The sequence below is a fragment of the Oceanicola granulosus HTCC2516 genome (assembly GCF_000153305.1).
In the GTDB taxonomy this organism is placed as follows: domain Bacteria; phylum Pseudomonadota; class Alphaproteobacteria; order Rhodobacterales; family Rhodobacteraceae; genus Oceanicola; species Oceanicola granulosus.
This window is the reverse complement of the sequence record NZ_CH724107.1, coordinates 1,735,910-1,760,171: the sequence shown is the minus strand read 5'-3', so window position 1 is coordinate 1,760,171 and position 24,262 is coordinate 1,735,910. Positions and strand designations below refer to the sequence as shown.

The window sequence follows — 24,262 nt, the reverse complement described above, 5'->3', positions numbered from 1 at the left end:
GACATGTCTCGCTCTGTTTGGAAGGGTCCCTTCGTCGACTCCTACGTGCTGAAGAAGGCCGAGAAGTCGCGGGAATCGGGCCGCAACGAAGTCATCAAGATCTGGTCGCGCCGCTCGACGATCCTGCCCCAGTTCGTGGGTCTGACCTTCGGCGTCTACAACGGCCAGAAGCACATTCCGGTCAACGTGACCGAGGACATGATCGGCCAGAAGTTCGGTGAGTACTCGCCGACGCGGACCTACTACGGTCACGCGGCCGACAAGAAAGCGAAGCGGAAGTAAGTCATGGGCAAGGAAAAGAACCCCCGCCGCGTGGCCGACAACGAAGCGATGGCGAAGCTGCGCATGCTCAAGACGAGCCCGCAGAAGCTGAACCTCGTGGCCGGCCTGATCCGCGGCAAGAAGGTCGAGAAGGCCCTGACCGATCTCACCTTCTCGAAGCGCCGCGTCGCGCAGGACGTCAAGAAGTGCCTGCAATCCGCGATCGCCAACGCCGAGAACAACCACAACCTCGACGTCGACGAGCTCGTTGTCGCCGAGGCCTATGTCGGCAAGAACCTCACCATGAAGCGCGGTCGTCCGCGCGGCCGTGGCCGGTTCGGGCGGATCGTGAAGCCGTTTGCGGAAATCACCATCACGGTGCGTCAAGTCGAGGAGCAAGCCTAATGGGTAACAAGGTCAATCCGATCGGCATGCGCCTCCAGGTCAACCGCACCTGGGACAGCCGCTGGTACGCCGACACCAAGGATTACGGCGACCTCCTGCTCGAGGACATCAAGATCCGCGAGTTCATCAAGGAAGAGTGCAAGCAGGCCGGCATCAGCCGCGTGATCATCGAGCGCCCGCACCGCAAGTGCCGCGTCACGATCCACACGGCCCGCCCGGGCGTCATCATCGGCAAGAAGGGCGCGGACATCGAGACGCTCCGCAAGAAGCTCGCCAAGATGACCGACAGCGAGCTGCACCTCAACATCGTCGAGGTGCGCAAGCCCGAGCTCGACGCCGCGCTGGTCGGCGAGTCCATCGCCCAGCAGCTCGAGCGCCGGGTCAGCTTCCGCCGCGCGATGAAGCGGTCGGTGCAGAACGCCATGCGCATGGGCGCGCTCGGCATCCGGGTCAACGTCGCGGGCCGCCTCGGCGGCGCCGAGATCGCCCGGACCGAGTGGTACCGCGAGGGCCGCGTGCCGCTGCACACCCTGCGGGCCGACATCGACTACGCCCACAGCGAAGCCGTGACCCCCTACGGCATCATCGGGATCAAGGTCTGGATCTTCAAAGGCGAGATCATGGAGCACGATCCCCAGGCGCGCGACCGCAAGGCGCAGGAGCTGCAGGACGGCCCCGCACCGCGCGGCCCCCGCGGCGGCCGGTAAGGAGATCGACAGATGCTGCAACCGAAACGCACGAAGTTCCGCAAGCTGCACAAGGGCCGGATCCACGGCGAAGCCAAGGGCGGGTCCGACCTCAACTTCGGAACCTACGGCCTGAAGGCCCTCGAGCCCGAGCGGATCACCGCCCGGCAGATCGAAGCCGCCCGCCGGGCCATGACGCGCCACATGAAGCGTCAGGGCCGGGTCTGGATCCGGATCTTCCCCGACCTGCCCGTCACCGCGAAGCCGATCGAGGTCCGCATGGGTAAGGGCAAGGGCTCGGTCGACCGCTGGACCGCCAAGGTCAAGCCCGGCCGCGTCATGTTCGAGATCGACGGCGTCAACGAGGAGATCGCCCGCGAGGCGCTGCGCCTCGCCGCGATGAAGCTGCCGATCAAGACCCGCACCGTGGTCCGCGAAGACTGGTAAGCCGCCGCGCCTCCGGGCGCCGGGCACGAGACAGGGGCCTCCGCCGACGGGCGGGGGCCTTTTTCTTTTTTGGCGGGCGGGGCCGGGCTGAAGCCCGGCCTACGGGGGTGGCGCGCCGGCGGGGGGCTGGGGTATCTGGAGGCCATGGCCCAGATCAAATCGCTGTTCGCGACCCGCCTCTACCACGCCCCGCTCTCCGAGCACGGCCCTGCGCTCGACCCGGCCGAGTTCGCCGCCTCCTGCTATTCCATCGCCGAGGACGACGACGCCGGCCAGGAATGGTGCGAGCGCGAGGGCTACCCCGGCTACACCTCCTACGCCTCCCTCACCGACCTGCCCTGGCGGTTCCCGATCTTCGCCGACCTCGTGAAGTCCCTCGACGCCCACGTCGCCGCCTTCGCCGAGGACCTGGAGTTCGAGCTCGACGGCAAGGCGCTCCGCCTCGAGGACATCTGGATCAACATCCTCCCCGAGGGCGGCGTCCACGGCAGCCACATCCACCCGCACTCGGTGATCTCCGGCACCACCTACGTGGCGATGCCCGAGGGCACCTCGGCGCTGAAGCTCGAGGACCCGCGGCTGCCCTTCATGATGGCCGCCCCCACCCGCCGCAAGGGCGCCCGCGAGGAGCTGCGCACCTTCCGGTCCGTCGCGCCGAAGGTGGGCGACGTGCTGCTCTGGGAGAGCTGGCTGCGCCACGAGGTGCCGATGAACATGGCCGAGGAAGACCGCATCTCGGTGAGCTTCAACTACGCCTGGGGATAGGGCGTAGGGTGCGCATTCATTGCGCACCATCCCGCCCTCGGGGAAACCCCCTTGCCACACGGGCCCGCTCGGACTATACGGCCCGCTCATCCCACTCCACCGGGAATCAGGGTGACCCCGCGCGAACGGGCGGGGGCCTTCCGGTGATGTTGAAACAAAGGAACAGGCGATGACAACCGCCAGCGATCTGCGTGACAAGACGCCCGACGAGCTCCGCGACCAGCTCGTCAACCTCAAGAAAGAGGCCTTCAACCTGCGCTTCCAGCAGGCCACCGGCCAGTTCGAGAACACCGCCCGCATGCGCAGCGTCCGCCGCGACGTGGCCCGGGTGAAGACCATCCTGAACGAGAAAGCGGCCGCCGCCGCCAAGTCGGAGGCGTAAGAGATGCCCAAACGTATCCTCACCGGCACCGTGACCTCGACGCAGAACGCCCAGACCGTGACGGTCTCGGTCGAGCGCCGCTTCAAGCACCCGCTCCTGCATAAGACGGTCCGCAAGTCGAAGAAATACCGCGCGCACGACGAGACCGAGCAGTTCCAGGTCGGCGATTCCGTCCGCATCCGGGAATGCGCGCCGAAGTCGAAGACGAAGCGCTGGGAAGTGATGACCGCCGAAGCGATCGCTGCCTACGAAGCCGAGCGGGCCGAAGCCGCGAAGCGCCAGCAGGAAGAAGACGCCAAGCGCCATGCCGAGCACGAGGCCGCCGCGCACTAAAGCGACGGCCGACTGACATAATCGAAACCCTGGGGGAGCTAACGAGAACAGCCCCCAAAGGTCGGGAGAAACCTACATGATCCAGATGCAGACCAATCTGGATGTCGCTGACAATTCCGGCGCACGCCGGGTGCAGTGCATCAAGGTCCTCGGCGGCTCGCACCGCCGGTACGCATCGGTCGGCGACATCATCGTCGTGTCCGTCAAGGAGGCCATTCCGCGCGGCCGCGTGAAGAAGGGCGACGTCCGCAAGGCCGTCGTCGTGCGCACCGCCAAGGAAGTCCGCCGCGACGACGGCACCGCGATCCGCTTCGACCGCAACGCCGCCGTGATCCTCAACAACAACAACGAGCCGGTCGGCACCCGTATCTTCGGGCCGGTGGTTCGTGAGCTGCGCGCGAAGAACTTCATGAAGATCATCTCGCTCGCTCCGGAGGTGCTCTGATGGCCGCGAAACTCAAGAAGGGCGACAAGGTCGTCGTGCTCGCCGGCAAGGACAAGGGCAAGACCGGTGAGATCACCAGCGTCGACCCCAAGGCCGGCAAGGCCGTCGTCGACGGCGTCAACATCGCGATCCGCCACCAGAAGCAGTCGCAGACCAGCCAGGGCGGCCGCACGCCCAAGGCGATGCCCATCGACCTGTCCAACCTCGCCATCGCCGACGCCAACGGCAAGCCCAGCCGCGTCGGCTTCCGCGTCGAGGACGGCAAGAAGGTCCGCTTCGCCAAGACCACGGGAGACGTGATCTGATGCTCGACACCGCGAACTACACCCCCCGCCTGAAGAGCGTCTTCCGCGACACCATCGCCCCGGCGATGAAGGAAGAGTTCTCCTACAAGAACGACATGCAGATCCCGCGCCTGGACAAGATCGTCCTGAACATCGGCGCCGGCTCCGAGGCGGTGAAGGACTCCAAGAAGGCCAAGTCGGCCGCCGACGATCTCACCCTGATCGCCGGCCAGCAGGCCGTCGTCACCAAGGCCAAGAAGTCGATCGCCGGCTTCCGCGTCCGCGAAGACATGCCGCTCGGTGCCAAGGTCACGCTCCGCGGCGACCGCATGTACGAGTTCCTCGACCGCCTGATCACCGTCGCCATGCCCCGTATCCGCGACTTCCGCGGCGTGCCCGGCAAGAGCTTCGACGGCCGTGGCAACTACGCCATGGGCATCAAGGAGCACATCGTCTTCCCCGAGATCAACTTCGACAAGGTCGACGAAGTCTGGGGCCTCGACGTCGTCATCTGCACCACCGCGAAGACCGACGCGGAAGCCAAGGCGCTGTTGAAGCATTTCAACATGCCGTTCAACAGCTGAGGGAATTGAGACCATGGCAAAGAAATCCATGATCGAACGCGAGAAGAAGCGTCAGCGGCTGGTTGAACAGTACGCCGAGAAGCGCGCTGCTCTCAAGGAGATCGCCAACGACGAGTCCAAGCCGATGGAAGAGCGGTTCAAGGCGCGCCTCAAGCTCGCCAAGCTGCCGCGCAACTCCTCGCCGACCCGTCTTCACAACCGCTGCCAGCTTACGGGGCGTCCGCACGCCTACTACCGCAAGCTGAAGGTCAGCCGGATCATGCTGCGCGAGCTCGGCTCGCAGGGGCAGATTCCCGGCCTCGTGAAATCCAGCTGGTAAGGAGGGCAGCGATATGAACGATCCTATCGGCGATATGCTGACCCGCATCCGCAACGGTCAGATGCGCGGCAAGTCCACCGTGTCCACGCCCGCGTCCAAGCTGCGCGGCTGGGTGCTCGACGTGCTCGCGGACGAAGGCTACATCCGCGGCTACGAGAGCTCCAAGACGGCCGACGGCCACCCGGCTTTCGAGATCAGCCTCAAGTACTACGAGGGCGCGCCCGTCATCCGCGAGCTGGCCCGGGTCTCCAAGCCCGGCCGCCGCGTGTACATGGCGTGCAAGGACATCCCGTCGGTCCGTCAGGGCCTCGGCGTGTCGATTGTCTCCACCCCCAAGGGTGTGATGTCGGACCAGAACGCACGCTCCGCCAATGTCGGCGGTGAGGTGCTCTGCACCGTATTCTGAGGAGAAGGCGATGTCTCGTATTGGCAAGAAACCGGTCGAGCTGCCGTCGGGGGTCTCCGCCTCCGTCTCCGGCCAGACCATCGAGGTGAAGGGGCCGAAAGGCACCCGCACCTTCACCGCGACGGACGATGTCACCATCGCCGTCGAGGACAACGCCGTCGCGGTCACGCCGCGCGGCAAGTCCAAGCGCGCCCGCCAGCAGTGGGGGATGTCCCGCACCATGGTGGACAACCTGGTGCAGGGCGTGACGGAGGGCTTCAAGAAGGAGCTCGAGATCAACGGCGTCGGCTACCGCGCCGCGATGCAGGGCAACGTCCTGAAGCTGAACCTCGGCTACAGCCACGAGGTCAACTTCACCGTGCCCGACGGCATCACCGTCACCGCGCCGAAGCAGAACCAGATCGTCGTCGAGGGCGCGGACCAGCAGCTGGTCGGCCAGGTCGCGGCCAACATCCGCGAATGGCGCCCGCCGGAGCCCTACAAGGGCAAGGGCATCAAGTACGCCGACGAGTATATCTTCCGCAAGGAAGGCAAGCGTAAGTAAGGACGACAGGAAATGGCAAACAACAAGCGCACCTTGTTCCTCAAGCGCCGCCTGCGCGTCCGGAACAAACTCCGCAAGGTGAACCCGGGGCTCCCGCGCCTCTCGGTGCACCGCAGCAACAAGAACATCAGCGTCCAGCTGATCGACGACCTGCAGGGCAAGACCCTCGCCTCGGCCTCTTCCCTCGAGAAGGACCTGGGCATCGTCGGCAGCAACAACCTCGAAGCCGCGGCCAAGGTCGGCTCGGCGATCGCCGAGCGTGCCAAGGCCGCCGGCGTGACCGAGGCCCAGTTCGACCGTGGCGGCTTCCTCTTCCACGGCAAGATCAAGGCGCTCGCCGACGCCGCCCGCGAGGGTGGCCTGAAGGTCTGACGGCCCGCGCCGTCCGAAGATACCGCCGGCCGGGCCCGTTCCCGGCCGGCGGACCACGCCAGCGAAGGCGGCCAAGGCCGTCTCGATGATCGGGGAGCCGCCGGCTCACTTCGATCGACCCACGACAAGGGCCCCGTGCGGCCCGCGAAACAGGAGGCCACATGGCCAGAGAACCGAACAGACGTGACGGGGGCCGTGGCCGCCGCGATCGTGACGAGAACCCCGAATTCGCGGACCGCCTGGTCGCGATCAACCGGGTCTCCAAGACCGTCAAGGGCGGCAAGCGCTTCGGCTTCGCCGCGCTCGTCGTCGTCGGCGACCAGAAGGGCCGTGTCGGCTTCGGCAAGGGCAAGGCCAAGGAGGTCCCCGAGGCCATCCGCAAGGCCACCGAGCAGGCCAAGCGCCAGATGATCCGCGTCGCCCTGCGCGAAGGCCGCACGCTGCACCACGACATCGAGGGCCGCCACGGCGCGGGCCGCGTCGTCATGCGCACCGCCCCGCAGGGTACCGGCATCATCGCCGGCGGCCCGATGCGCGCCGTGTTCGAGATGCTCGGCGTCCAGGACGTCGTCGCCAAGTCGATCGGCTCGCAGAACCCCTACAACATGATCCGCGCCACGCTCGACGGCCTCAAGGCCGAGCAGTCGCCGCGCAACGTCGCGCAGCGTCGCGGCAAGAAGGTCGCGGACATCCTGCCCAAGCGTGACGAGGCCCCCGAGGCTTCCGCGCAGGTCGCCGAGGAGGCTTGATCCACATGGCCAAGACCATCGTCGTCAAACAGATCGGCTCGCCGATCCGCCGCCCCGCCATCCAGCGCCAGACGCTGGTCGGGCTCGGCCTGAACAAGATGAACAAGACCCGCGAGCTCGAGGACACCCCCGCCGTGCGCGGCATGGTTGCCAAGATCCCGCACCTGGTCGAGATCGTCGAAGAGCGCGGCTGAGCCAGCCTCTTCCCGCGAGCTACCCGAACGCGCGTCCGGTCCCCGGGCGCGCGTTCGTCGTTCCGGCCTTCCGCTTTCGAGCCCTTGCCGCTAGGGAAGGGCAAAGGGGAGGGCGCACATGCCGCAGACCAGCCGCTTCTGGGACAAGATCGCCCGCCGCTACGCGCGCCGCCCCGTCGACGACCCGGCCGCCTACGAGGCCAAGCTCGCCAAGACCGCCGAGTACCTGACGCCCGACAGCGAGGTGCTCGAGCTCGCCTGCGGCACCGGGACGACCGCGCTCTGGCACGCCCCCAAGGTCCGCCACGTCCTCGCCACCGACTTCTCCGCGCCGATGCTCGAGATCGCGCGCGCCCGCGCCGCCGAGCAGGGGGTGGAGAACGTCACCTTCCGCCAGACCGCCATCGAGGCGCTCGAGGTCGCGCCGGCCAGCTACGACATGGTCATGGCGCACTCGATCCTGCACCTCGTCGACGACCGGCAGGTCGTCTACGCCCTGGCGCGCGCGGCCCTGAAGCCGGGCGGCCACTTCGTCTCCAGCACCGTCTGCCTCGGCCGCCTCTCGCCGATGCGCCTGATCCTCGTCCCGGGCCACGCGATCGGGCTGTTGCCGCAGGTGCGCTTCCTCTCCGCCGACGGCCTCGCCGCCGAGATCGAGGCGGCGGGCTTCGAGATCGTCCACCGCTACCGGCCCAAGCGCCTCTCCGCCGTGTTCTTCGTCGCCCGCAAGCGCCCCTGACCGCGTTGCCGCTCGCGCCGGCTGCGCTACCTCAGGGCGAGCAGCTCCCGAGGAGACAGCCATGCCCCAGACCCGCCGCCGCTTTCTCGCCACCGCCGCCGCCACCGCCGGCGCGGCCACGATCCTGCCCTACCGCGCGCTCGCCGAGGCCCACATGGCCAACCGGTTCGAGACGTCGAACGGTCCGATCACCATCCACCCGGTCAGCCACGCCTCCTTCGTGATGGAGACCCCGGCCGGCGTCATCTACGCCGATCCCGTCGGCGGCGCCGACGCCTACGCCGACTTGCCCGCGCCCGACCTGATCCTCGTCACCCACGAGCACGGCGACCATTACGACACCGACACGCTCGGCGCGCTGATGGGGGAGGGGGTCCACCTGATCACCAACCCGGCCGTCCACGACATGCTGCCCGAGGAGATGAAGGCGGGGGCCGAGAGCCTCGCCAACGGCGACTCGACCGAGTGGCAGGGCGTCTCCATCGACGCCATCCCGGCCTACAACCTCACCGAGGGGCGGCTCGATTTCCACCCCGAGGGCCGCGACAACGGCTACGTGCTCGGCTTCGCCGATTTCCGGGTCTACGTCTCGGGCGACACCGAGGACATTCCCGAGATGCGCGCCCTCGAGAACATCGACGTCGCCTTCGTCTCGATGAACCTGCCCTTCACCATGGACGCCGAGCAGGCCGCCTCCGCCGTGCAGGAGTTCGCGCCCACTTACGTCTACCCCTACCATTACCGGGGCCGCGACGGGGGCACCCAGGATCCGCAGCGCTTCGCCGAGCTTGTCGGCGATGCCAGCGAGGTGAAGTTCGGCGACTGGTACGCGCCCGGCGAGCTGTAGGCCGCCCCAGCCTCAGGCCGACGCCAGCCGCGCCGCGCGCAGCGCCCGCACCGCGTCCCAGTAGGCGCGGTTGTGGGCGAGGTCCGGCGTGCGGCGGCAGGCGATGAGAGCGGCGGCGTAGACGATCCGCTCGGGCGCCGGGTCGAGCACGCCGAACGCCGCGCCCCGCAGCGCCTCGTCCCAGCCGATGCGCCCCGCGAGCCGCTCGAGGATCGCCGCCGCCTCGGCCGCGCTGCGCAGCCCGTCCGCCACCGGTCCCGCGGCGTCGTCCGCCAGGTGCGCCGCCGCGCGCCGCGCGATCGCCTCGACCGGCCAGCGCAGCCCGAACAGCAGGCAGCCCGTGCCGAACGCCGCCGCCGACCATCCCGCGATGGCCGCCGCGTCGTCCGGCGCGATCCGCGCCAGCGCCGCCATCCGCCCCGCCAGCCAGTCCGCCACCGCTTCCGGCGCGGGATGGGGCAGCCGGGGATCGTGGTGCGCGAGCGCGGCGCGCACCGCCGGGTGCGGCTGCTCATCGCGGGGAGGCAGGTGGTCGAGCATGTGACGAGCCTCGCGCCACTTTGCGGCCGATCTGTGACGGGTTCCGCGCCGTTTCGAGTCCGCCTTGATCCCACCGGCGCAGCCGTCTATACGCCGCCGGTGGCCCGAACCCGGGCCCGACCTCAACCATCGTATGCCGTGTGCGCCCAAGTTCGCTTCGGGGGCGTTTCCGGCGAAGGAGAAGCGACATGAAACTCAACGAACTGCGCGACAATCCCGGCGCCTCCAAGAAGCGCATGCGCGTCGCGCGCGGCCCCGGCTCCGGCAAGGGCAAGATGGGCGGCCGCGGCATCAAGGGCCAGAAGTCCCGCTCCGGCGTGGCGATCAAGGGCTACGAGGGCGGCCAGATGCCGCTCTACCAGCGCCTGCCCAAGCGCGGCTTCAACAACATCAATTCCAAGACCTACGCCGTCGTGAACCTGGGCCTGATCCAGAAGTTCATCGACGCCGGCAAGCTCGGCACCGACATCACCGAGGATTCGCTGATCGAATCGGGCCTCGTGCGTCGCAAGAAGGACGGCATCCGCGTCCTCGCCAAGGGCGAGCTGACGTCGAAGGCCAACATCACCGTCACCGGCGCGTCCAAGGGCGCCGTCGAGGCGGTCGAGAAGCTCGGCGGCACGCTGACCGTGTCGGCCCCCGCACGTGCGGACGCGACGACCGAGTGATCGGGTTGTGAGCCGGGCCCGGCCCGCTTACATCGTTAGCTGACTTTTCTCGCGCCGCCGACCGGGGCCCCGGTCCGGCGGCGCGTTCCTGACAAGAGAGCGCCAATGGCATCAGCAGCAGAGCAAATGGCCGCCAACATGAGCTGGGGGGCCTTCGGCAGGGCCACCGAGCTGCGGCAGCGTATCCTGTTCACCCTCGGTCTCCTGATCGTCTACCGGCTCGGCACCTACATCCCCGTGCCCGGTATCGACGGCGGGGCGCTGCGCACCTTCATGGAAGACGCGGCGGCCGGTCTCGGCGGCATCCTGTCGATGTTCACCGGCGGCGCGCTCTCGCGGATGGGCATCTTCGCCCTCGGCATCATGCCCTACATCTCCGCCTCGATCATCGTGCAGCTCATGGGCTCCATGTACGAGCCCTGGAAGCAGCTCAAGAAAGAGGGCGAGCAGGGCCGCAAGAAGCTCAACCAGTACACCCGCTACGGCACCGTGCTGCTGGCGACGTTCCAGGCCTACGGCCTCGCCGTCTCGCTCGAGGCGGGCGATCTCGCCTCCGACCCGGGCCTCTTCTTCCGCGCCTCCACCGTCATCACGCTGGTCGGCGGCACCATGTTCCTGATGTGGCTCGGCGAGCAGATCACCGCGCGCGGCATCGGCAACGGCATCTCGCTGATCATCTTCGTCGGGATCATCGCCGAGATCCCCGCCGCGCTGGCCCAGTTCCTCAGCCAGGGCCGCGCCGGCGCAATCAGCCCGGCGGTGATCATCGGCGTGCTGCTGATGGTGATCGTGACGCTGACCTTCGTCGTCTTCATGGAACGCGCGCTGCGCAAGATCCACATCCAGTACCCGCGCCGGCAGGTCGGGATGAAGGTCTACGACGGCGGCTCCAGCCACCTGCCGATCAAGGTCAACCCGGCCGGCGTCATCCCCGCGATCTTCGCCAGCGCCCTGCTGCTGCTGCCGACCACCATCTCGACCTTCTCCGGCGGCGACACCGGCCCGGTCATGTCGACGATGCTGGCCTACTTCGGCCCCGGACAGCCGCTCTACCTGCTGTTCTTCGCCGCGATGATCGTGTTCTTCACCTTCTTCTACACCAAGGAGGTCAGCTTCAAGGTCGACGACGTGGCCGAGAACCTGAAGAACCAGAACGGCTTCGTCCCCGGCATCCGCCCCGGCAAGCGCACCGCCGAATACCTCGACTACGTGGTCACCCGCCTGCTCGTGCTCGGCTCGGGCTACCTCGCCCTCGTGGCGCTGCTGCCCGAGATCCTGCGCAGCCAGATGGCGATCCCGTTCTACTTCGGCGGCACCTCGATCCTGATCATCGTGTCGGTCGGCATGGACACCATCCAGCAGGTGCAGAGCCACCTGCTCGCCCACCAGTACGAGGGCCTGATCGAGAAGAGCCAGCTGCGCGGTCGGCGCAGCGGGCAGAGCGCGAAGAAACGGAAAGGACCGGCCCGCCGATGAACATCATTCTGCTGGGCCCCCCGGGGGCAGGGAAGGGGACCCAGGCGAAGCGCCTGGTCGACGAACGCAACATGGTGCAGCTCTCCACCGGCGACATGCTGCGCGCCGCCCGCACGTCGGGCACCGAGATGGGCCGCGTCGTCGCCGACGTCATGGACCGCGGCGAGCTGGTGACCGACGAGATCGTCATCGGCCTGATCCGCGAGCAGCTCACCCAGGGCGGGGCCGCCGGCGGCTACATCTTCGACGGCTTCCCGCGCACGCTCCCGCAGGCCGACGCGCTCGCCAACCTGCTCAGCGAGCTCAACGAGACGCTCGACGCGGTGATCGAGATGCAGGTCGACGACGAGGCGCTCGTCGGCCGCATCACCGCCCGCTCCACCTGCGGCGATTGCGGCGAGGTCTACAACGACCAGACCCGCCCGATCCCCGCCGACGGCAAGTGCGACCGCTGCGGCGGCACCGAGTTCAAGCGCCGCGCCGACGACAACCCGGACGCGCTCAAGACCCGCCTGCTCGCCTACTACAAGCAGACCTCGCCGCTGATCGGCTACTACTACGCCAAGGGCGAGCTGGTCAGCGTCGACGGCCTCGGCGAGATCGACGACGTCGCCGCGCGCATCGCCGGCAAGCTCGACGGTTGACGCAAGGTCCGCGGGCGGGCGACGATCCGGCATGTCCTCAGGAGATGCCCCGATGATCCGCCGCCCGCTCCTCGCCGCCCTCGCGCTGCTGCCGCTGCCGCTCGCCGCCGAGACGGTCCTCGTCGACAACCTGTCCGCCTGCGAGGGCTACCACCCCGACACCGAGTGGGAGGGGATGCTCGGCCAGCTGATGGGCGAGCAGAACACGGTGCTCACCGCCGAGTTCATGGCCGCCATCGAGTGGACCTGCGAGTACGACGCGCCCATCGAGTTCGACTGGCGGCAGGGCGCGGCGATGCAGATCCGCCCCGGCTACTGCATGGAGCCCGGCCCGTTCGTCTATCCCACGGTCTTCGTCTTCGGCATGTTCCCCGACCAGACCGACCGCGTCTACGTCTGGCAGACCGACCCCGGCGGCACCGGCGAGCCCCACGTCTTCCACGTCTGCCCCGCCGCCCCGTAGGCCGGGCTTCAGCCCGGCCCGCCCGGCACGATCACAACCCCCTTGACAGGGGGTTGACGCATCGCTCCATGACCAATAGTTAGCCCCATCCCGCAAGGGAGAATCACGGGGAACCGGGGCGCGCCCGGAAATCCCGACCACCTCGAAATGACATCGGCCCGCCGCACCCGCGCGGGCTTGACGTTGTGAAAAAAGGGCCTGGCACCACGGGCTCGCAACGAAAGGACCGACAGCCTTGGCACGTATCGCCGGCGTGAACATCCCGACAGCCAAACGGGTTCCCATCGCCCTCACCTACATCACCGGAATCGGCCCCTCCTCGGCGAAAGCCATCTGCGAGGCCGTCAACATCGACCAGACCCGCCGCGTCAACGAACTGTCCGACGCCGAGGTCCTGTCGATCCGCGAGCACATCGACGCCAACTTCACCGTCGAGGGCGACCTGCGCCGCGAGACGCAGATGAACATCAAGCGCCTGATGGACCTCGGCTCCTACCGGGGCCTGCGTCATCGCCGCAACCTCCCCGTCCGCGGCCAGCGGACCCACACCAACGCTCGCACCCGCAAAGGCCCCGCGAAGGCCATTGCCGGCAAGAAGAAGTAAGGGGAGCAGACCGACATGGCACGCGACACCCGCCGCTCCGGCGGCAAGAAGAAGGTCTCCAAGAACATCGCCGCCGGCGTTGCTCACGTGAACTCCTCCTTCAACAACACCAAGATCCTGATCTCCGACGTGCAGGGCAACGCGATCTCCTGGTCGTCCGCCGGCACGATGGGCTTCAAGGGCTCCCGGAAGTCGACCCCGTACGCCGCCCAGATGGCGGCCGAGGATGCCGGCAAGAAGGCCCAGGAGCACGGCGTCAAGACCCTCGAGGTCGAGGTGCAGGGCCCCGGTTCGGGCCGCGAGAGCGCGCTGCGCGCCCTCGCCGCCGCCGGCTTCAACATCACGTCGATCCGCGACGTGACCCCGATCGCCCACAACGGCTGCCGCCCGCCGAAGCGCCGCCGCGTCTGATCGATCAGTTTCACCGGGGCCGCGCCATGCCCGCGCGGCCCCGGTTCGTCATTTTTGAAACCTCGGGAGTCCGGTCGCTCGATCATGGAGACCGGACGGGAATGGAGGGACGCATGATCCACAAGAACTGGGCCGAGCTGATCAAACCGACCCAACTGGAGGTCAAGCCCGGCAACGATCCGATGCGCCAGGCCACGGTGATCGCCGAGCCGCTCGAGCGGGGCTTCGGCCTGACGCTCGGCAACGCGCTGCGCCGCGTGCTGCTGTCGTCGCTGCAGGGCGCCGCCATCACCGCCGTGCAGATCGACAACGTGCTGCACGAGTTCTCGTCCGTCTCCGGCGTCCGCGAAGACGTGACCGATATCGTCCTGAACCTCAAGGGCGTGGCGATCCGCATGGAAGTCGAGGGCCCGAAGCGGCTCACGGTCAACGCCAAGGGCCCCGGCGTCGTCACCGCCGGCGACATCTCCGAGAGCGCCGGCATCGAGATCCTCAACAAGGACCACGTCATCTGCCACCTCGACGAGGGCGCGGACCTGTACATGGAGCTCACCGTCAACACCGGCAAGGGCTACGTCTCGGCCGACAAGAACAAGCCCGAGGACGCCCCGATCGGCATGATGGCGATCGACGCGATCTACTCGCCGGTCAAGAAGGTCTCCTACGACGTCCAGCCCACCCGCGAGGGCCAGGTGCTCGACTACGACAAGCTGACCATGAAGGTCGAGACCGACGGCTCGCTGTCGCCCGACGACGCGGTCGCCTACGCGGCCCGCATCCTGCAGGACCAGCTGTCGATCTTCGTCAACTTCGACGAGCCCGAAAGCGCGACCTCGACCTCCGACGACGACGGCCTCGAGTTCAACCCGCTGCTGCTCAAGAAGGTCGACGAGCTCGAGCTGTCGGTGCGCTCGGCGAACTGCCTCAAGAACGACAACATCGTCTATATCGGCGACCTGATCCAGAAGACCGAAGCCGAGATGCTCCGCACCCCGAACTTCGGCCGCAAGTCGCTCAACGAGATCAAGGAAGTGCTCTCGGGCATGGGCCTGCATCTCGGCATGGACGTCGAGGATTGGCCGCCGGACAACATCGAGGACCTGGCCAAGAAGTTCGAAGACCAGTTCTGACGGTTCCGCACCGGGCGGTGTACGCCCGGTGCACACCCCGTGCACGCGTCGTGCGCGGGGGTCACGACCCGGGCAATCCCGCCCCAAGGAGAGCCGGCGACACGCATCGCCGGCCGGACAAAGCAAAAGTCTAGGAGACCGAAATGCGCCACGCCCGCGGATACCGCCGCCTCAACCGCACCCACGAACACCGCAAGGCGATGTTCGCCAACATGGTCGGCTCGCTCATCGAGCACGAGCAGATCAAGACCACCCTGCCCAAGGCCAAAGAGCTCAAGCGGATCATGGACAAGATGATCACGCTCGGCAAACGCGGCGACCTGCACGCCCGCCGCCAGGCCGCCAGCCAGCTCAAGCAGGACATGCACGTCGCCAAGCTGTTCGACGTCCTCGGCCCCCGCTACGCCGAGCGCGCCGGCGGCTACACCCGCGTCCTCAAGGCCGGCTTCCGCTACGGCGACATGGCCCCGATGGCGATCATCGAGCTGGTCGACCGCGACGTCGACGCCAAGGGCGCCGCCGACCGCGCCCGCCTTGCCGAGGAAGAGGCGCTCGAGTCCGAGGACTGATCCGCGCCCGCCACGTTTTTCCCGAAGGCCCCGCCCCACGGCGGGGCCTTCGTCGTTTCAACGCCCGCCGATCCGGCCTATCTCTCCCCCATGCCCGATCTCTTCGACCAGCCCGGCTCCGACGCCGCCCCCGCCGCCTCCGGCTCCGCCCCGCGCCCGCTCGCCGACCGGCTGCGCCCGCAGCGCCTCGCCGACGTGGTCGGCCAGGAGCAGGTGCTCGGCCCCGAGGCGCCGCTGACCACGATGCTCGCTTCGGGCAGCCTGTCGTCGCTCGTCTTCTGGGGCCCGCCCGGCGTCGGCAAGACGACCATCGCCCGGCTGCTCGCCGCCGAGACCGACCTCCACTTCGTGCAGATCAGCGCCATCTTCACCGGCGTCCAGGAGCTGCGGAAGGTGTTCGAGGCCGCCCGCCTGCGCCGCCAGGCGGGGCAGGGGACGCTGCTGTTCGTCGACGAGATCCACCGCTTCAACAAGGCCCAGCAGGACGGCTTCCTGCCGCACATGGAAGACGGCACGATCCTGCTTGTCGGCGCCACCACGGAGAACCCGTCCTTCGAGCTCAACGCGGCGCTGCTGTCGCGCGCCCAGGTGCTGGTGCTCGAGCGGCTGCCCCTCGCCCGGCTCGAGCTGCTCGCGCAGCGCGCCGAGGCCGAGCTCGGTCGCCCGCTCCCGCTCGACGGCCCGGCCCGCGAGGCGCTGCTGGAGATGGCCGACGGCGACGGGCGGGCGCTGCTCAACCTCGTCGAGCAGGTGGCCGGCTGGCGCACCGACGCGCCGCTCGACAAGACCGCCCTCGCCACCCGCCTGACCCGCCGCGCCGCCCAGTACGACAAGTCGGGCGAGGAGCACTACAACCTGATCTCCGCGCTCCACAAGTCGGTGCGCGGCTCCGACCCGGACGCGGCGCTCTACTGGTTCACCCGGATGCTCGCGGGCGGCGAAGACCCCCGTTTCCTCGCCCGCCGCATCACCCGCATGGCCGTCGAGGACATCGGTCTCGCCGACCCGCAGGCCCAGGGCCTCTGCCTCGATGCCTGGAACAGCTACGAGCGCCTCGGCTCGCCCGAGGGCGAGCTGGCGCTGGCCAACGCGGTGATCTACCTCGCCCTCGCACCGAAATCCAACGCCGCCTACACCGCCTACAAGGCCGCCGCCGCCGCCGCGAGGAAGACCGGCTCCGAGCCGCCCCCGAAGGTCATCCGCAACGCGCCGACGCGGCTGATGAAGGAGCAGGGCTACGGCAAGGGCTACGCCTACGACCACGACGCCGAAGACGCCTTCTCGGGCCAGAACTACTTCCCCGACGACATGCCCCGCGCCAGCTACTACGCCCCGGTCGACCGCGGCTTCGAGCGCGAGCTGAAGAAGCGCGTCGACTACTTCGCCCGGCTGCGCGCCCAGAGGCAGACCTCCTGATGTCTCTGTCCGTCAAATATCCGCGGGGGGAGTCCGGCCTGCCGGACGGGGGGCAGCCGCCCCCCGCGCCGCTTGACAAACGCCCCGCCCCACAGGACAGAGCGCCCATGTTCGCCACCACCCTCGCCGTCGCCGCCGGCGGCGCGCTCGGCGCCGCCGCGCGCCACCTCGCCGGCCTCGCCGTCGCCCGCGCCAGCACCGGAAGCTTCCCGCTCGGCGTGCTGAGCGTCAACGTCGTCGGCTCCTTCCTGATGGGCCTGCTCGTCGTCGCCCTCGCCGGGCGCGGCGTCGCGCCATTCTGGCTGACCGGGGTGCTCGGCGGCTTCACCACCTTCTCCGCCTTCTCGCTCGAGGCCGTCGCGTTGTTCGAGCGCGGCGCGGCGGGGCAGGCGGCGCTCTACGTGGCGCTCTCGGTCGGGCTGTCGCTTGCCGGGCTGGTGGCGGGGCTGCAACTGGCGCGGGGGCTGGCATGAGCGGCGTTCAGACGATCACCGTCGAGGCGGACGAGGCCGACATGCGCCTCGACCGCTGGCTCCGGGCGCGCTTCCCGCAGCTGACCCAGGGGCGCATCGAGAAGATGTGCCGCAAGGGCGAGCTGCGTATCGACGGCGGCCGGGTCAAGAGCAACACCCGCATCGCGCCGGGCCAACAGGTCCGGGTGCCGCCGCTGCCGCCGCCGGGCGAGGTGCGCCCGGCCGGGCGCGACGAGCCGAGCGCGCAGGATGCCGAGATGATGCGTGCCGCGGTGCTCTACCGCGACGACCACCTGATCGTGCTCAACAAGCCGCCCGGCCTGCCCACCCAGGGCGGCTCCAGGCAGACCCGTCACGTCGACGGCCTCTCCGCCGCGCTGACCTTCGGGCTCGAGGAGAAGCCGCGCCTCGTCCACCGGCTCGACAAGGACACGTCGGGCATCCTGCTGCTGGCGCGCACCCGCGCCGCCGCCAAGGGCCTGACCGACGCCTTCCGCTCGCGCGAGACCCGCAAGATCTACTGGGCCGCCGTCGCCGGTGTGCCGCATCCGCGCATGGGGACGGTGAAGTACGGTCTCGTCAAGCAGCCCGGCCACGGCGCCAGGGGCGAGAACGAGAAGATGCGCTGCATCCACCCCGACGAGGTGCTCCGCACCCCCGACGCCAAGCGCGCCGTGACCGACTACGCGGTGATCGAGACGCTGGCCCGCCGCGCCGCCTGGGTGGCGCTGGTGCCGGTCACCGGGCGCACCCACCAGCTGCGCGCCCACATGGCCGAGCTCGGCCACCCGATCGCGGGCGACGGCAAGTACGGCGGCTCGGGGCAGGAGAATCTCGGCGACGGCTGGGGCGCGGGCCTCGGCGGCGACATCAGCCGCAAGCTGCAGCTCCACGCCCGCTCGCTCAGCTTGACGCACCCGGTGAGCGGCGCGCGGATGACCTTCACCGCGCCGCTGCCCGACCACATGGCGCGCACCTGGGAGTATGTCGGCTGGGATCCGGCCTCGGCCCCCGCCGACCCGTTCGAGGACGACCTGTCATGAGCGAGTGGAAGGCCAAGCGATTCTGGACGGCCGCGCACGTCGCCGAGCGGGGGGACGGCTTCGCCGTGACCCTCGACGACCGCCCCGTGCGCACCCCCGCCAAGGCCCCGCTGACGCTGCCGACCCGCGCGCTCGCCGAAGGCGTGGCCGCCGAGTGGGACGCGCAGCAGGAGCAGATCGACCCGCTCTCGATGCCGCTCACCCGCGCCGCCAACGCCGCGCTCGACAAGGTCGCGCCGCAGTTCGACGAGGTGGCCGCGATGGTGGCCGACTACGGCGGCACCGACCTGCTCTGCTACCGCGCCGACGCGCCCGAGGCGCTCGTGGCGCGGCAGGCCGAGGCGTGGGATCCGCTGCTCGACTGGGCCGCCGACACCCTCGGCGCGCGGCTGCGCCCGGCCGTCGGCGTCATGCATGTCGAGCAGGACCCTGGCGCGCTGCTGCGGCTCGAGGGGCAGGTGCGGGCGCTCGATCCGTTCCGCCTCACCGCCTTCGCCGACCTCGTCGCCCTGTCGGGCTCCCTCGTCATCGCCTTCGCCGTGCTCGAGGGCGCGCGCACGCCCGAAGACGGCTGGGCGCTCAGCCGGATCGACGAGGAGTGGCAGATCGAGCAGTGGGGCGAGGACGACGAGGCCAGCGCCTTCGCCGCCCGCAAGCGCGCCGACTTCCTCGCCGCCGCCCGATTCCTGCGCCTCGCGCGCCGCTGAAACGGGCGCTCGGAGCGACGTGACCCAACGTGACGTCGTGTGTTGGCGCACGTTCCGGCGACCGCACGCAAGCAAGCCTTGACCTGTCGGCCATACTTCGCCCAGTTTTGCAGCATTGGAGGGGAGACCCTCCGAGCTTCGCACCCGGCCAACAGGATCGGGACTACAGCTCCCGGTCAGCGGGGGCATGACAGGAAGAGGTTATCAATGAAGAAATCCGTATTTCTCGGTGCGCTGACGGTCGCCGGGCTCGCTGCCGGCGCTTCGGCCGCCGCGACGCTGGACGACGTGAAGGCTCGTGGCACGCTGAACTGCGGCGTTAGCACCGGCCTGACCGGCTTCTCCGCGCCGGATGCCAACGGAGTCTGGCAGGGCTTCGACGTCGCCTTCTGCCGCGCCCTCGCCGCCGCCGTGCTGGGTGATCCCAACGCCGTCGAGTTCGTGCCGACCACTGGCCAGACCCGCTTCACGGCGCTCTCCAGCAACGAGATCGACGTGCTGGCGCGCAACACCACCTGGACCTTCAGCCGCGACAACGACCTCAAGTTCGAGTTCGCCGGCGTGAACTACTACGACGGCCAGGGCTTCATCGTGCCGCGCGAGCTGGGCGTGGCCTCCGCCATGGAGCTCGACGGCGCCACCGTCTGCATCCAGACCGGCACCACCACCGAGCTGAACCTCGCCGACTTCTTCCGTGTCAACGACATGGAGTACGAGCCGGTCCCGATCGAGACCAACGCCGAGGCCCAGCAGCAGTACCTCGCCGGGGCCTGCGACGCCTACACCACCGACGCCTCCGGCCTCGCCGCGACGCGCGCCACCTTCGAGAACCCGGAAGATCACGTGATCCTGCCCGAGATCATCTCGAAGGAGCCGCTGGGCCCGCTCGTGCGGCACGGCGATCCGGAGTGGGGCGATATCGTCCGCTGGACCCTGCAGGCGCTGATCGCGGCCGAAGAGTACGGCGTGACGTCGGCGAACATCGAGCAGATGGCGTCCGAGGCCGGCGACAACGCCGAGGTGAACCGCCTGCTCGGCACCGAGGGTGAGCTCGGCGCGATGATCGGCCTCGACTCCGACTGGGCGCAGCGGGCCATCGCGGCCGGCGGCAACTACGGCGAGATCTTCGAGAACAACATCGGCGAATCGAGCCCGGTCGGCCTCGCGCGCGGCCTCAACGCCCAGTACTCGAACGGCGGCCTCATCTACGCCCTGCCGTTCCGGTAGGACCTGATCGGGAAGGGCCTCGGCGATCGCCGGGGCCCTTTTCATAACGACAACGAGTTTCCGAGCCCAGCCGGATGCAGCAGGACAACCTGCGCAGGACCGGCGGACGCCACAACGGAGACCAGGGGGAGACAAGCAAGATGTCTGTGATGACAGACCCGCCGCCCGAGCGCTTTCGGCTGAGCCAGCTCATCTACGATTCCCGCTATCGCTCCCTGACGATCCAGGTCGTGGCGATGGTGCTGCTCGTGCTCGCGCTGTCCTGGCTCGTGTCGAACACGATCCAGAACCTCGCCGCGCTCGGCAAGGACTTCAACTTCGGCTTCCTGACCCAGTCGGCCGGCTACGACATCAACCAGCGCCTGATCCCCTACGACAACCAGATGTCGCACGGCCGCGCCGCGCTCGTGGGCATCCTCAACACCATTCTCGTCGCCTTCCTCGGCTGCGTGACGGCCACCATCATCGGCACCATCGCCGGCGTGCTGCGGCTGTCGAAGAACTGGATCGTGGGCCGTCTGATGACGGTCTACGTCGAGGCCTTCCGCAACGTCCCGCTGCTGCTGTGGATCATCCTGATCTTCGCGATCGTCAACGAATCGATGCCGCACCCGCGCGACTTCGGCTCCGGCGACGTGCCCATGGTCTTCGGCTCCATCGCCATCACCCGCCAGGGCACCTGGATTCCCGCGCCCGTGTTCGAAAACCTCTCGGGCGCCCTGTTCATCGTCTTCGCCGCCTCGCTCGTGGCCATCGCGCTCTACCGCCGCTGGGCCCGCAAGCGGCAGGAGGCGACGGGGCAGATCTCGCCGGTCTTCTGGGTGTCGCTGGGGCTGTTCGTGCTGCCCACGGTCATCGCCTACTTCCTGCTCGGGATGCCGGTGTCGCTCGACTACCCCGAGCCCGGCCGCTTCCGCTTCGACGGCGGCCTGCTGATCCGCAACTCGCTCATCGCCCTGTGGCTGGCGCTGTCGCTCTACACCGGCGCCTTCATCGCCGAGATCGTGCGCGGCGGCATCCTCGCCATCTCCAAGGGCCAGTCCGAGGCCGCCTACGCGCTTGGGCTGCGGCCGAACCGGACGATGAACCTGGTGATCCTGCCGCAGGCGATGCGCGTCATCGTCCCGCCGCTGATCTCGCAGTTCCTCAACCTCACCAAGAACAGCTCGCTCGCCATCGCGGTCGGCTACATGGACGCGCGCGCCACGCTCGGCGGCATCACCATCAACCAGACCGGGCGCGAGCTCGAGGGGATGCTGCTGCTCGGCCTGTTCTACCTCGTCCTGTCGCTGGTGATCTCCGCGGTAATGAACGTCTACAACAATCGCGTGAAGCTGAAGGAGCGGTGAGATGAGCGATACCCATGCACAGACCGTCCCCTTCGTGCGCGAGAGCATGCTACCCGAGCAGGAGCCGCCGCTGACCGAGAAGGGCGTGGTCAAGTGGATCCGCGAGAACATGCTGTCGAGCTGGCTCAACGTGATCCTGACGATCCTGTCGGTGATCGTGATCTACCTCGTCCTCGCGGAAATCCTGCCGTGGTTCCTCAACTCGGTGTGGGACGCGCGCTCGCTGTCGGAGTGCCGCGAGGTGTTCCTCGTCATCGGCTCGCCCGAGGGCGGCGGCGCCTGCTGGGCGGTGCTGCAGGAGCGCTGGGTGCAGCTGATCTACGGCTTCTACCCGTCCGACCTCTACTGGCGGCCGAACCTGGCGCTGATCCTGTTCTTCGTCGCCGTCGCGCCGGTGCTCTACGCCGACCGCTTCCCGTCGTGGATGCTGTGGTTCACGGCGATCTACCCGTTCTTCATGCCCTGGCTGCTCTGGGGCGGCGCGTTCTGGGTGCCGATCCTCGTCATTGCGGGGCTCGCCGTGGGCTACCTCGCCTTCGTCATCGGCAGCCGTCTCGCCGGGCCGCTGCTCGGCGGCCTGCTCGCCATCGCCGCGGCGGTGCTCTGGTGGCTGTTCGCGGTGCCCGCGCTCAACGACGGCATCCACCGCATCGTCGCCGAGGCGCGCATGGACACGGTGATCGCCGAGACCGAGGAGGACCTCGCCGAGATCCCGGTCCAGATCGACGAGCTCGAGGCCCGCCGCGCCGTGCTGATCGAGGAGGTCGAGGCGCTCGAGGCCGTCAAGGCCGAGGCCTTCGCCCCCATCTCCGAGGCCGTCGAGGCCGCCCGCGAGAGCGCCATCGCCGCCTTCTACGAGGAGGCGGGGCTCGACCCCGAGACCGACGAGATCTCGCGCCGCATGCGCGAGGAGGCCCGTGAGGCCGGCACCCACGCCGCCGTCATGGCGACCCGCACCGGCGAGCGGATCGAGGCGCGCGAGCGGTTCCTCGCCGCCGTCGACCGCCTGACCGAGCTGCGGCTCGAGATCGGCGAGATCAACGGCGACCTGAACCTGCTGAGCGACGCGCGCTCCCAGGCGTCGAACCTGCTCACCAGCATCCGCCGCCTCGAGGAGCAGCAGGACCGCATCGGCGTGCTCCAGGGCCAGGCGGCGGGGCTGCGCAGCGAGGTGCCGGAAGACCTGCGCCACATCATCGATCCGCAATTCGCGCCGGCGGACGCGCCGAGCGAGGGCGTCGCCGCGCTGCGCACCTACCGCGAAGCGCAGGCGGAGCTCGACACGCTCAACAACGCCGTCGAGGACACCTACAAGGCCGCCGGCAGCATCGGCCTGCGCCCGGTGGAGAGCCGCGATTTCGGCGGCTTCATGCTGGCGCTGATCATCGGCCTGTCGGGGATCATCCTGAGCCTGCCGCTCGGCATCCTGCTGGCGCTGGGGCGGCAATCGGACCTGTTCATCATCAACAAGGTCTCCGTCGCCTTCATCGAGATCATTCGCGGCGTGCCGCTGATCGTCTGGCTGTTCACGGCGCAGCTGCTGCTGAACTACTTCCTGCCGCCGGGCACCAACTTCGACCTGCTGCTGCGGGTCATCATCATGGTGACGCTGTTCGCCTCGGCCTACATCGCCGAGGTGGTCCGCGGCGGCCTCGCGGCGCTGCCGACGGGCCAGTACGAGGCGGCCGACGCGCTCGGGCTGGATTATGGCAAGTCGATGCGGCTGGTCGTGCTGCCGCAGGCGCTGAAGATCTCGATCCCCGGCATCGTCAACACCTTCATCGGCCTGTTCAAGGACACGACGCTGGTGGTGTTCATCGGCCTGCTCGACCCGATCGGTCTCTCCAACACGATCCGCGCCTCCACCGAGTGGAACGGCATCTACTGGGAGCTCTTCGTCTTCATCGGCCTGCTGTTCTTCATCTGCTGCTTCAGCATGGGCCGCTATTCCCTGTCGCTCGAGAAAAAGCTCACCCGCGAGCACCGCTAAGGAGAACGATCCATGTCCGACGTCGCCGTCGAATCACGCACCGCCGAACCCAGCCTCATGCAGGTCTCCGACGAGGTGGCCATCGAGATCACCGGCATGAACAAGTGGTACGGCTCGTTCCACGTGCTGCGCGACATCAACCTCACCGTGAACCGCGGCGAGCGCATCGTCATTTGCGGGCCGTCGGGCTCGGGCAAGTCGACGCTCATCCGCTGCATCAACCGGCTCGAGGAGCATCAGCAGGGCAAGATCATCGTCGACGGGACGGAGCTGTCGTCGGACCTGAAGAACATCGACAAGATCCGCTCCGAGGTCGGGATGGTGTTCCAGCACTTCAACCTGTTCCCGCACCTGACGATCCTCGAGAACTGCACCCTCGCGCCGATCTGGGTGCGCAAGGTGCCCAAGCGCGAGGCCGAGGCAACGGCCATGCACTTCCTCGAGAAGGTCAAGATCCCGGAGCAGGCCAACAAGTATCCCGGCCAGCTTTCGGGCGGGCAGCAGCAGCGCGTCGCCATCGCGCGCTCGCTGTGCATGAAGCCGCGGATCATGCTGTTCGACGAGCCGACCTCGGCGCTCGACCCGGAGATGATCAAGGAAGTGCTCGACACGATGATCGAGCTCGCCGAGGAGGGCATGACGATGCTCTGCGTGACCCACGAGATGGGCTTCGCCCAGGCTGTGGCGAACCGGGTGATCTTCATGGACGCCGGCCAGATCGTCGAGCAGAACGAGCCGCGCGAGTTCTTCAACAACCCGCAGAGCGACCGCACGAAGCTGTTCCTGAGCC

The 24,262-nt window shown here is 68.5% G+C and carries 34 protein-coding genes and 1 pseudogene; 34 read left to right on the top strand and 1 reads right to left on the bottom strand.

Features of this window, described 5'->3' with window-relative positions; all coding sequences use genetic code 11:
- Positions 1–3: 3 nt before the first annotated feature.
- The 18 genes from rpsS to OG2516_RS08300 all read left to right on the top strand — a co-directional run bounded on the left by rpsS (position 4) and on the right by OG2516_RS08300 (position 8,762).
- Positions 4–282, top strand: a complete 279-nt coding sequence (gene rpsS, locus OG2516_RS08385) for a 30S ribosomal protein S19 (RefSeq protein WP_007255217.1) — start codon at positions 4–6, stop codon at positions 280–282.
- A 3-nt stretch (positions 283–285) separates the two neighbouring features.
- Positions 286–666, top strand: coding sequence for a 50S ribosomal protein L22 (gene rplV, locus OG2516_RS08380; RefSeq protein ID WP_007255216.1), 381 nt, complete (start codon positions 286–288; stop codon positions 664–666).
- The gene (gene rpsC / locus OG2516_RS08375; RefSeq protein ID WP_007255215.1) at positions 666–1,373 is read left to right on the top strand and encodes a 30S ribosomal protein S3; all 708 of its coding nucleotides are present in this window, start codon (positions 666–668) and stop codon (positions 1,371–1,373) included. Before rplV ends, rpsC begins: the two co-directional genes overlap by 1 nt.
- A gap of 12 nt (positions 1,374–1,385) precedes the next feature.
- Complete coding sequence (rplP, locus tag OG2516_RS08370) at positions 1,386–1,799, top strand: 50S ribosomal protein L16 (protein ID WP_007255214.1); 414 nt, start codon at positions 1,386–1,388, stop codon at positions 1,797–1,799.
- 144 nt (positions 1,800–1,943) lie between these two features.
- Positions 1,944–2,564 carry a 2OG-Fe(II) oxygenase family protein gene (locus tag OG2516_RS08365; RefSeq protein ID WP_007255213.1) on the top strand — a complete coding sequence of 207 codons (621 nt, stop codon included), beginning with the start codon at positions 1,944–1,946 and terminating at the stop codon, positions 2,562–2,564.
- A gap of 169 nt (positions 2,565–2,733) precedes the next feature.
- Positions 2,734–2,946: a 50S ribosomal protein L29 gene (rpmC, locus tag OG2516_RS08360; RefSeq protein WP_007255212.1), complete on the top strand. Its 213-nt coding sequence runs from the start codon at positions 2,734–2,736 to the stop codon at positions 2,944–2,946.
- Between the two features lie 3 nt (positions 2,947–2,949).
- Positions 2,950–3,279 (top strand): 30S ribosomal protein S17, encoded by a 330-nt coding sequence (gene rpsQ / locus OG2516_RS08355; RefSeq protein ID WP_007255211.1) that lies wholly within the window; start codon positions 2,950–2,952, stop codon positions 3,277–3,279.
- Positions 3,280–3,355: 76 nt separating this feature from the next.
- Positions 3,356–3,724: a 50S ribosomal protein L14 gene (rplN, locus tag OG2516_RS08350; RefSeq protein ID WP_007255210.1), complete on the top strand. Its 369-nt coding sequence runs from the start codon at positions 3,356–3,358 to the stop codon at positions 3,722–3,724.
- Entirely contained in the window at positions 3,724–4,029 is a 306-nt protein-coding gene (gene rplX / locus OG2516_RS08345; RefSeq protein WP_007255209.1) for a 50S ribosomal protein L24, read from the top strand. Before rplN ends, rplX begins: the two co-directional genes overlap by 1 nt.
- Positions 4,029–4,592 carry a 50S ribosomal protein L5 gene (rplE, locus tag OG2516_RS08340; protein ID WP_007255208.1) on the top strand — a complete coding sequence of 188 codons (564 nt, stop codon included), beginning with the start codon at positions 4,029–4,031 and terminating at the stop codon, positions 4,590–4,592. The genes rplX and rplE overlap by 1 nt, the downstream gene beginning before the upstream one ends.
- 13 nt (positions 4,593–4,605) lie before the next feature.
- Complete coding sequence (rpsN, locus tag OG2516_RS08335) at positions 4,606–4,911, top strand: 30S ribosomal protein S14 (protein WP_007255207.1); 306 nt, start codon at positions 4,606–4,608, stop codon at positions 4,909–4,911.
- A 13-nt stretch (positions 4,912–4,924) separates the two neighbouring features.
- Positions 4,925–5,317 (top strand): 30S ribosomal protein S8, encoded by a 393-nt coding sequence (gene rpsH, locus OG2516_RS08330; protein WP_007255206.1) that lies wholly within the window; start codon positions 4,925–4,927, stop codon positions 5,315–5,317.
- Positions 5,318–5,327: 10 nt separating this feature from the next.
- The gene (gene rplF / locus OG2516_RS08325; RefSeq protein ID WP_007255205.1) at positions 5,328–5,861 is read left to right on the top strand and encodes a 50S ribosomal protein L6; all 534 of its coding nucleotides are present in this window, start codon (positions 5,328–5,330) and stop codon (positions 5,859–5,861) included.
- A gap of 12 nt (positions 5,862–5,873) precedes the next feature.
- Complete coding sequence (gene rplR / locus OG2516_RS08320; protein WP_007255204.1) at positions 5,874–6,233, top strand: 50S ribosomal protein L18; 360 nt, start codon at positions 5,874–5,876, stop codon at positions 6,231–6,233.
- Positions 6,234–6,394: 161 nt separating this feature from the next.
- Positions 6,395–6,982 carry a 30S ribosomal protein S5 gene (rpsE, locus tag OG2516_RS08315; RefSeq protein ID WP_007255203.1) on the top strand — a complete coding sequence of 196 codons (588 nt, stop codon included), beginning with the start codon at positions 6,395–6,397 and terminating at the stop codon, positions 6,980–6,982.
- 5 nt (positions 6,983–6,987) lie between these two features.
- Complete coding sequence (gene rpmD / locus OG2516_RS08310) at positions 6,988–7,176, top strand: 50S ribosomal protein L30 (RefSeq protein WP_007255202.1); 189 nt, start codon at positions 6,988–6,990, stop codon at positions 7,174–7,176.
- A gap of 118 nt (positions 7,177–7,294) precedes the next feature.
- The gene (locus OG2516_RS08305) at positions 7,295–7,915 is read left to right on the top strand and encodes a class I SAM-dependent methyltransferase (RefSeq protein WP_007255201.1); all 621 of its coding nucleotides are present in this window, start codon (positions 7,295–7,297) and stop codon (positions 7,913–7,915) included.
- Positions 7,916–7,976: 61 nt separating this feature from the next.
- Entirely contained in the window at positions 7,977–8,762 is a 786-nt protein-coding gene (locus OG2516_RS08300) for an MBL fold metallo-hydrolase (protein ID WP_007255200.1), read from the top strand.
- A 12-nt stretch (positions 8,763–8,774) separates the two neighbouring features.
- On the opposite strand, the gene OG2516_RS08295 is transcribed toward OG2516_RS08300, so the two are convergent.
- Positions 8,775–9,302 (bottom strand): hypothetical protein, encoded by a 528-nt coding sequence (locus tag OG2516_RS08295; protein WP_007255199.1) that lies wholly within the window; start codon positions 9,300–9,302, stop codon positions 8,775–8,777.
- A gap of 188 nt (positions 9,303–9,490) precedes the next feature.
- Between OG2516_RS08295 and rplO the strand changes: the two genes are divergently transcribed.
- The 16 genes and pseudogenes from rplO to OG2516_RS08215 form a co-directional block, all read left to right on the top strand.
- On the top strand, positions 9,491–9,970 hold the full coding sequence (rplO, locus tag OG2516_RS08290) for a 50S ribosomal protein L15 (RefSeq protein ID WP_007255198.1): 480 nt from the start codon (positions 9,491–9,493) through the stop codon (positions 9,968–9,970).
- A gap of 105 nt (positions 9,971–10,075) precedes the next feature.
- Positions 10,076–11,446: a preprotein translocase subunit SecY gene (secY, locus tag OG2516_RS08285; RefSeq protein ID WP_040615025.1), complete on the top strand. Its 1,371-nt coding sequence runs from the start codon at positions 10,076–10,078 to the stop codon at positions 11,444–11,446.
- Positions 11,443–12,090, top strand: a complete 648-nt coding sequence (locus OG2516_RS08280; RefSeq protein WP_007255196.1) for an adenylate kinase — start codon at positions 11,443–11,445, stop codon at positions 12,088–12,090. Before secY ends, OG2516_RS08280 begins: the two co-directional genes overlap by 4 nt.
- Before the next feature lie 52 nt (positions 12,091–12,142).
- Positions 12,143–12,553, top strand: a complete 411-nt coding sequence (locus OG2516_RS08275) for a hypothetical protein (protein WP_007255195.1) — start codon at positions 12,143–12,145, stop codon at positions 12,551–12,553.
- 235 nt (positions 12,554–12,788) lie between these two features.
- Positions 12,789–13,157: a 30S ribosomal protein S13 gene (gene rpsM, locus OG2516_RS08270; protein ID WP_007255194.1), complete on the top strand. Its 369-nt coding sequence runs from the start codon at positions 12,789–12,791 to the stop codon at positions 13,155–13,157.
- A gap of 15 nt (positions 13,158–13,172) precedes the next feature.
- Positions 13,173–13,568, top strand: coding sequence for a 30S ribosomal protein S11 (gene rpsK / locus OG2516_RS08265; RefSeq protein ID WP_007255193.1), 396 nt, complete (start codon positions 13,173–13,175; stop codon positions 13,566–13,568).
- Positions 13,569–13,681: 113 nt separating this feature from the next.
- A complete protein-coding gene (locus tag OG2516_RS08260) occupies positions 13,682–14,698 on the top strand; it encodes a DNA-directed RNA polymerase subunit alpha (RefSeq protein ID WP_007255192.1) in 1,017 nt (338 codons plus the stop codon).
- Positions 14,699–14,841: 143 nt separating this feature from the next.
- A complete protein-coding gene (gene rplQ, locus OG2516_RS08255) occupies positions 14,842–15,267 on the top strand; it encodes a 50S ribosomal protein L17 (RefSeq protein ID WP_007255191.1) in 426 nt (141 codons plus the stop codon).
- Between the two features lie 90 nt (positions 15,268–15,357).
- Positions 15,358–16,683 carry a replication-associated recombination protein A gene (locus tag OG2516_RS08250; protein ID WP_007255190.1) on the top strand — a complete coding sequence of 442 codons (1,326 nt, stop codon included), beginning with the start codon at positions 15,358–15,360 and terminating at the stop codon, positions 16,681–16,683.
- 107 nt (positions 16,684–16,790) lie between these two features.
- Positions 16,791–17,156: a fluoride efflux transporter CrcB gene (crcB, locus tag OG2516_RS08245; protein ID WP_007255189.1), complete on the top strand. Its 366-nt coding sequence runs from the start codon at positions 16,791–16,793 to the stop codon at positions 17,154–17,156.
- Entirely contained in the window at positions 17,153–18,199 is a 1,047-nt protein-coding gene (locus OG2516_RS08240; RefSeq protein WP_007255188.1) for an RluA family pseudouridine synthase, read from the top strand. The genes crcB and OG2516_RS08240 overlap by 4 nt, the downstream gene beginning before the upstream one ends.
- Complete coding sequence (locus OG2516_RS08235; protein ID WP_007255187.1) at positions 18,196–18,906, top strand: ATP12 family chaperone protein; 711 nt, start codon at positions 18,196–18,198, stop codon at positions 18,904–18,906. The genes OG2516_RS08240 and OG2516_RS08235 overlap by 4 nt, the downstream gene beginning before the upstream one ends.
- 207 nt (positions 18,907–19,113) lie before the next feature.
- Complete coding sequence (locus OG2516_RS08230) at positions 19,114–20,133, top strand: amino acid ABC transporter substrate-binding protein (protein WP_007255186.1); 1,020 nt, start codon at positions 19,114–19,116, stop codon at positions 20,131–20,133.
- A 140-nt stretch (positions 20,134–20,273) separates the two neighbouring features.
- The gene (locus OG2516_RS08225) at positions 20,274–21,482 is read left to right on the top strand and encodes an amino acid ABC transporter permease (protein WP_040615707.1); all 1,209 of its coding nucleotides are present in this window, start codon (positions 20,274–20,276) and stop codon (positions 21,480–21,482) included.
- Positions 21,483–22,812: 1,330 nt separating this feature from the next.
- Positions 22,813–23,472 (top strand): annotated as a pseudogene (locus OG2516_RS20715) (amino acid ABC transporter permease); the annotation flags it as partial.
- A 12-nt stretch (positions 23,473–23,484) separates the two neighbouring features.
- Positions 23,485–24,262, top strand: a 778-nt coding sequence (locus OG2516_RS08215) for an amino acid ABC transporter ATP-binding protein (protein WP_007255182.1), incomplete at its 3' end; no start/stop codon positions are given.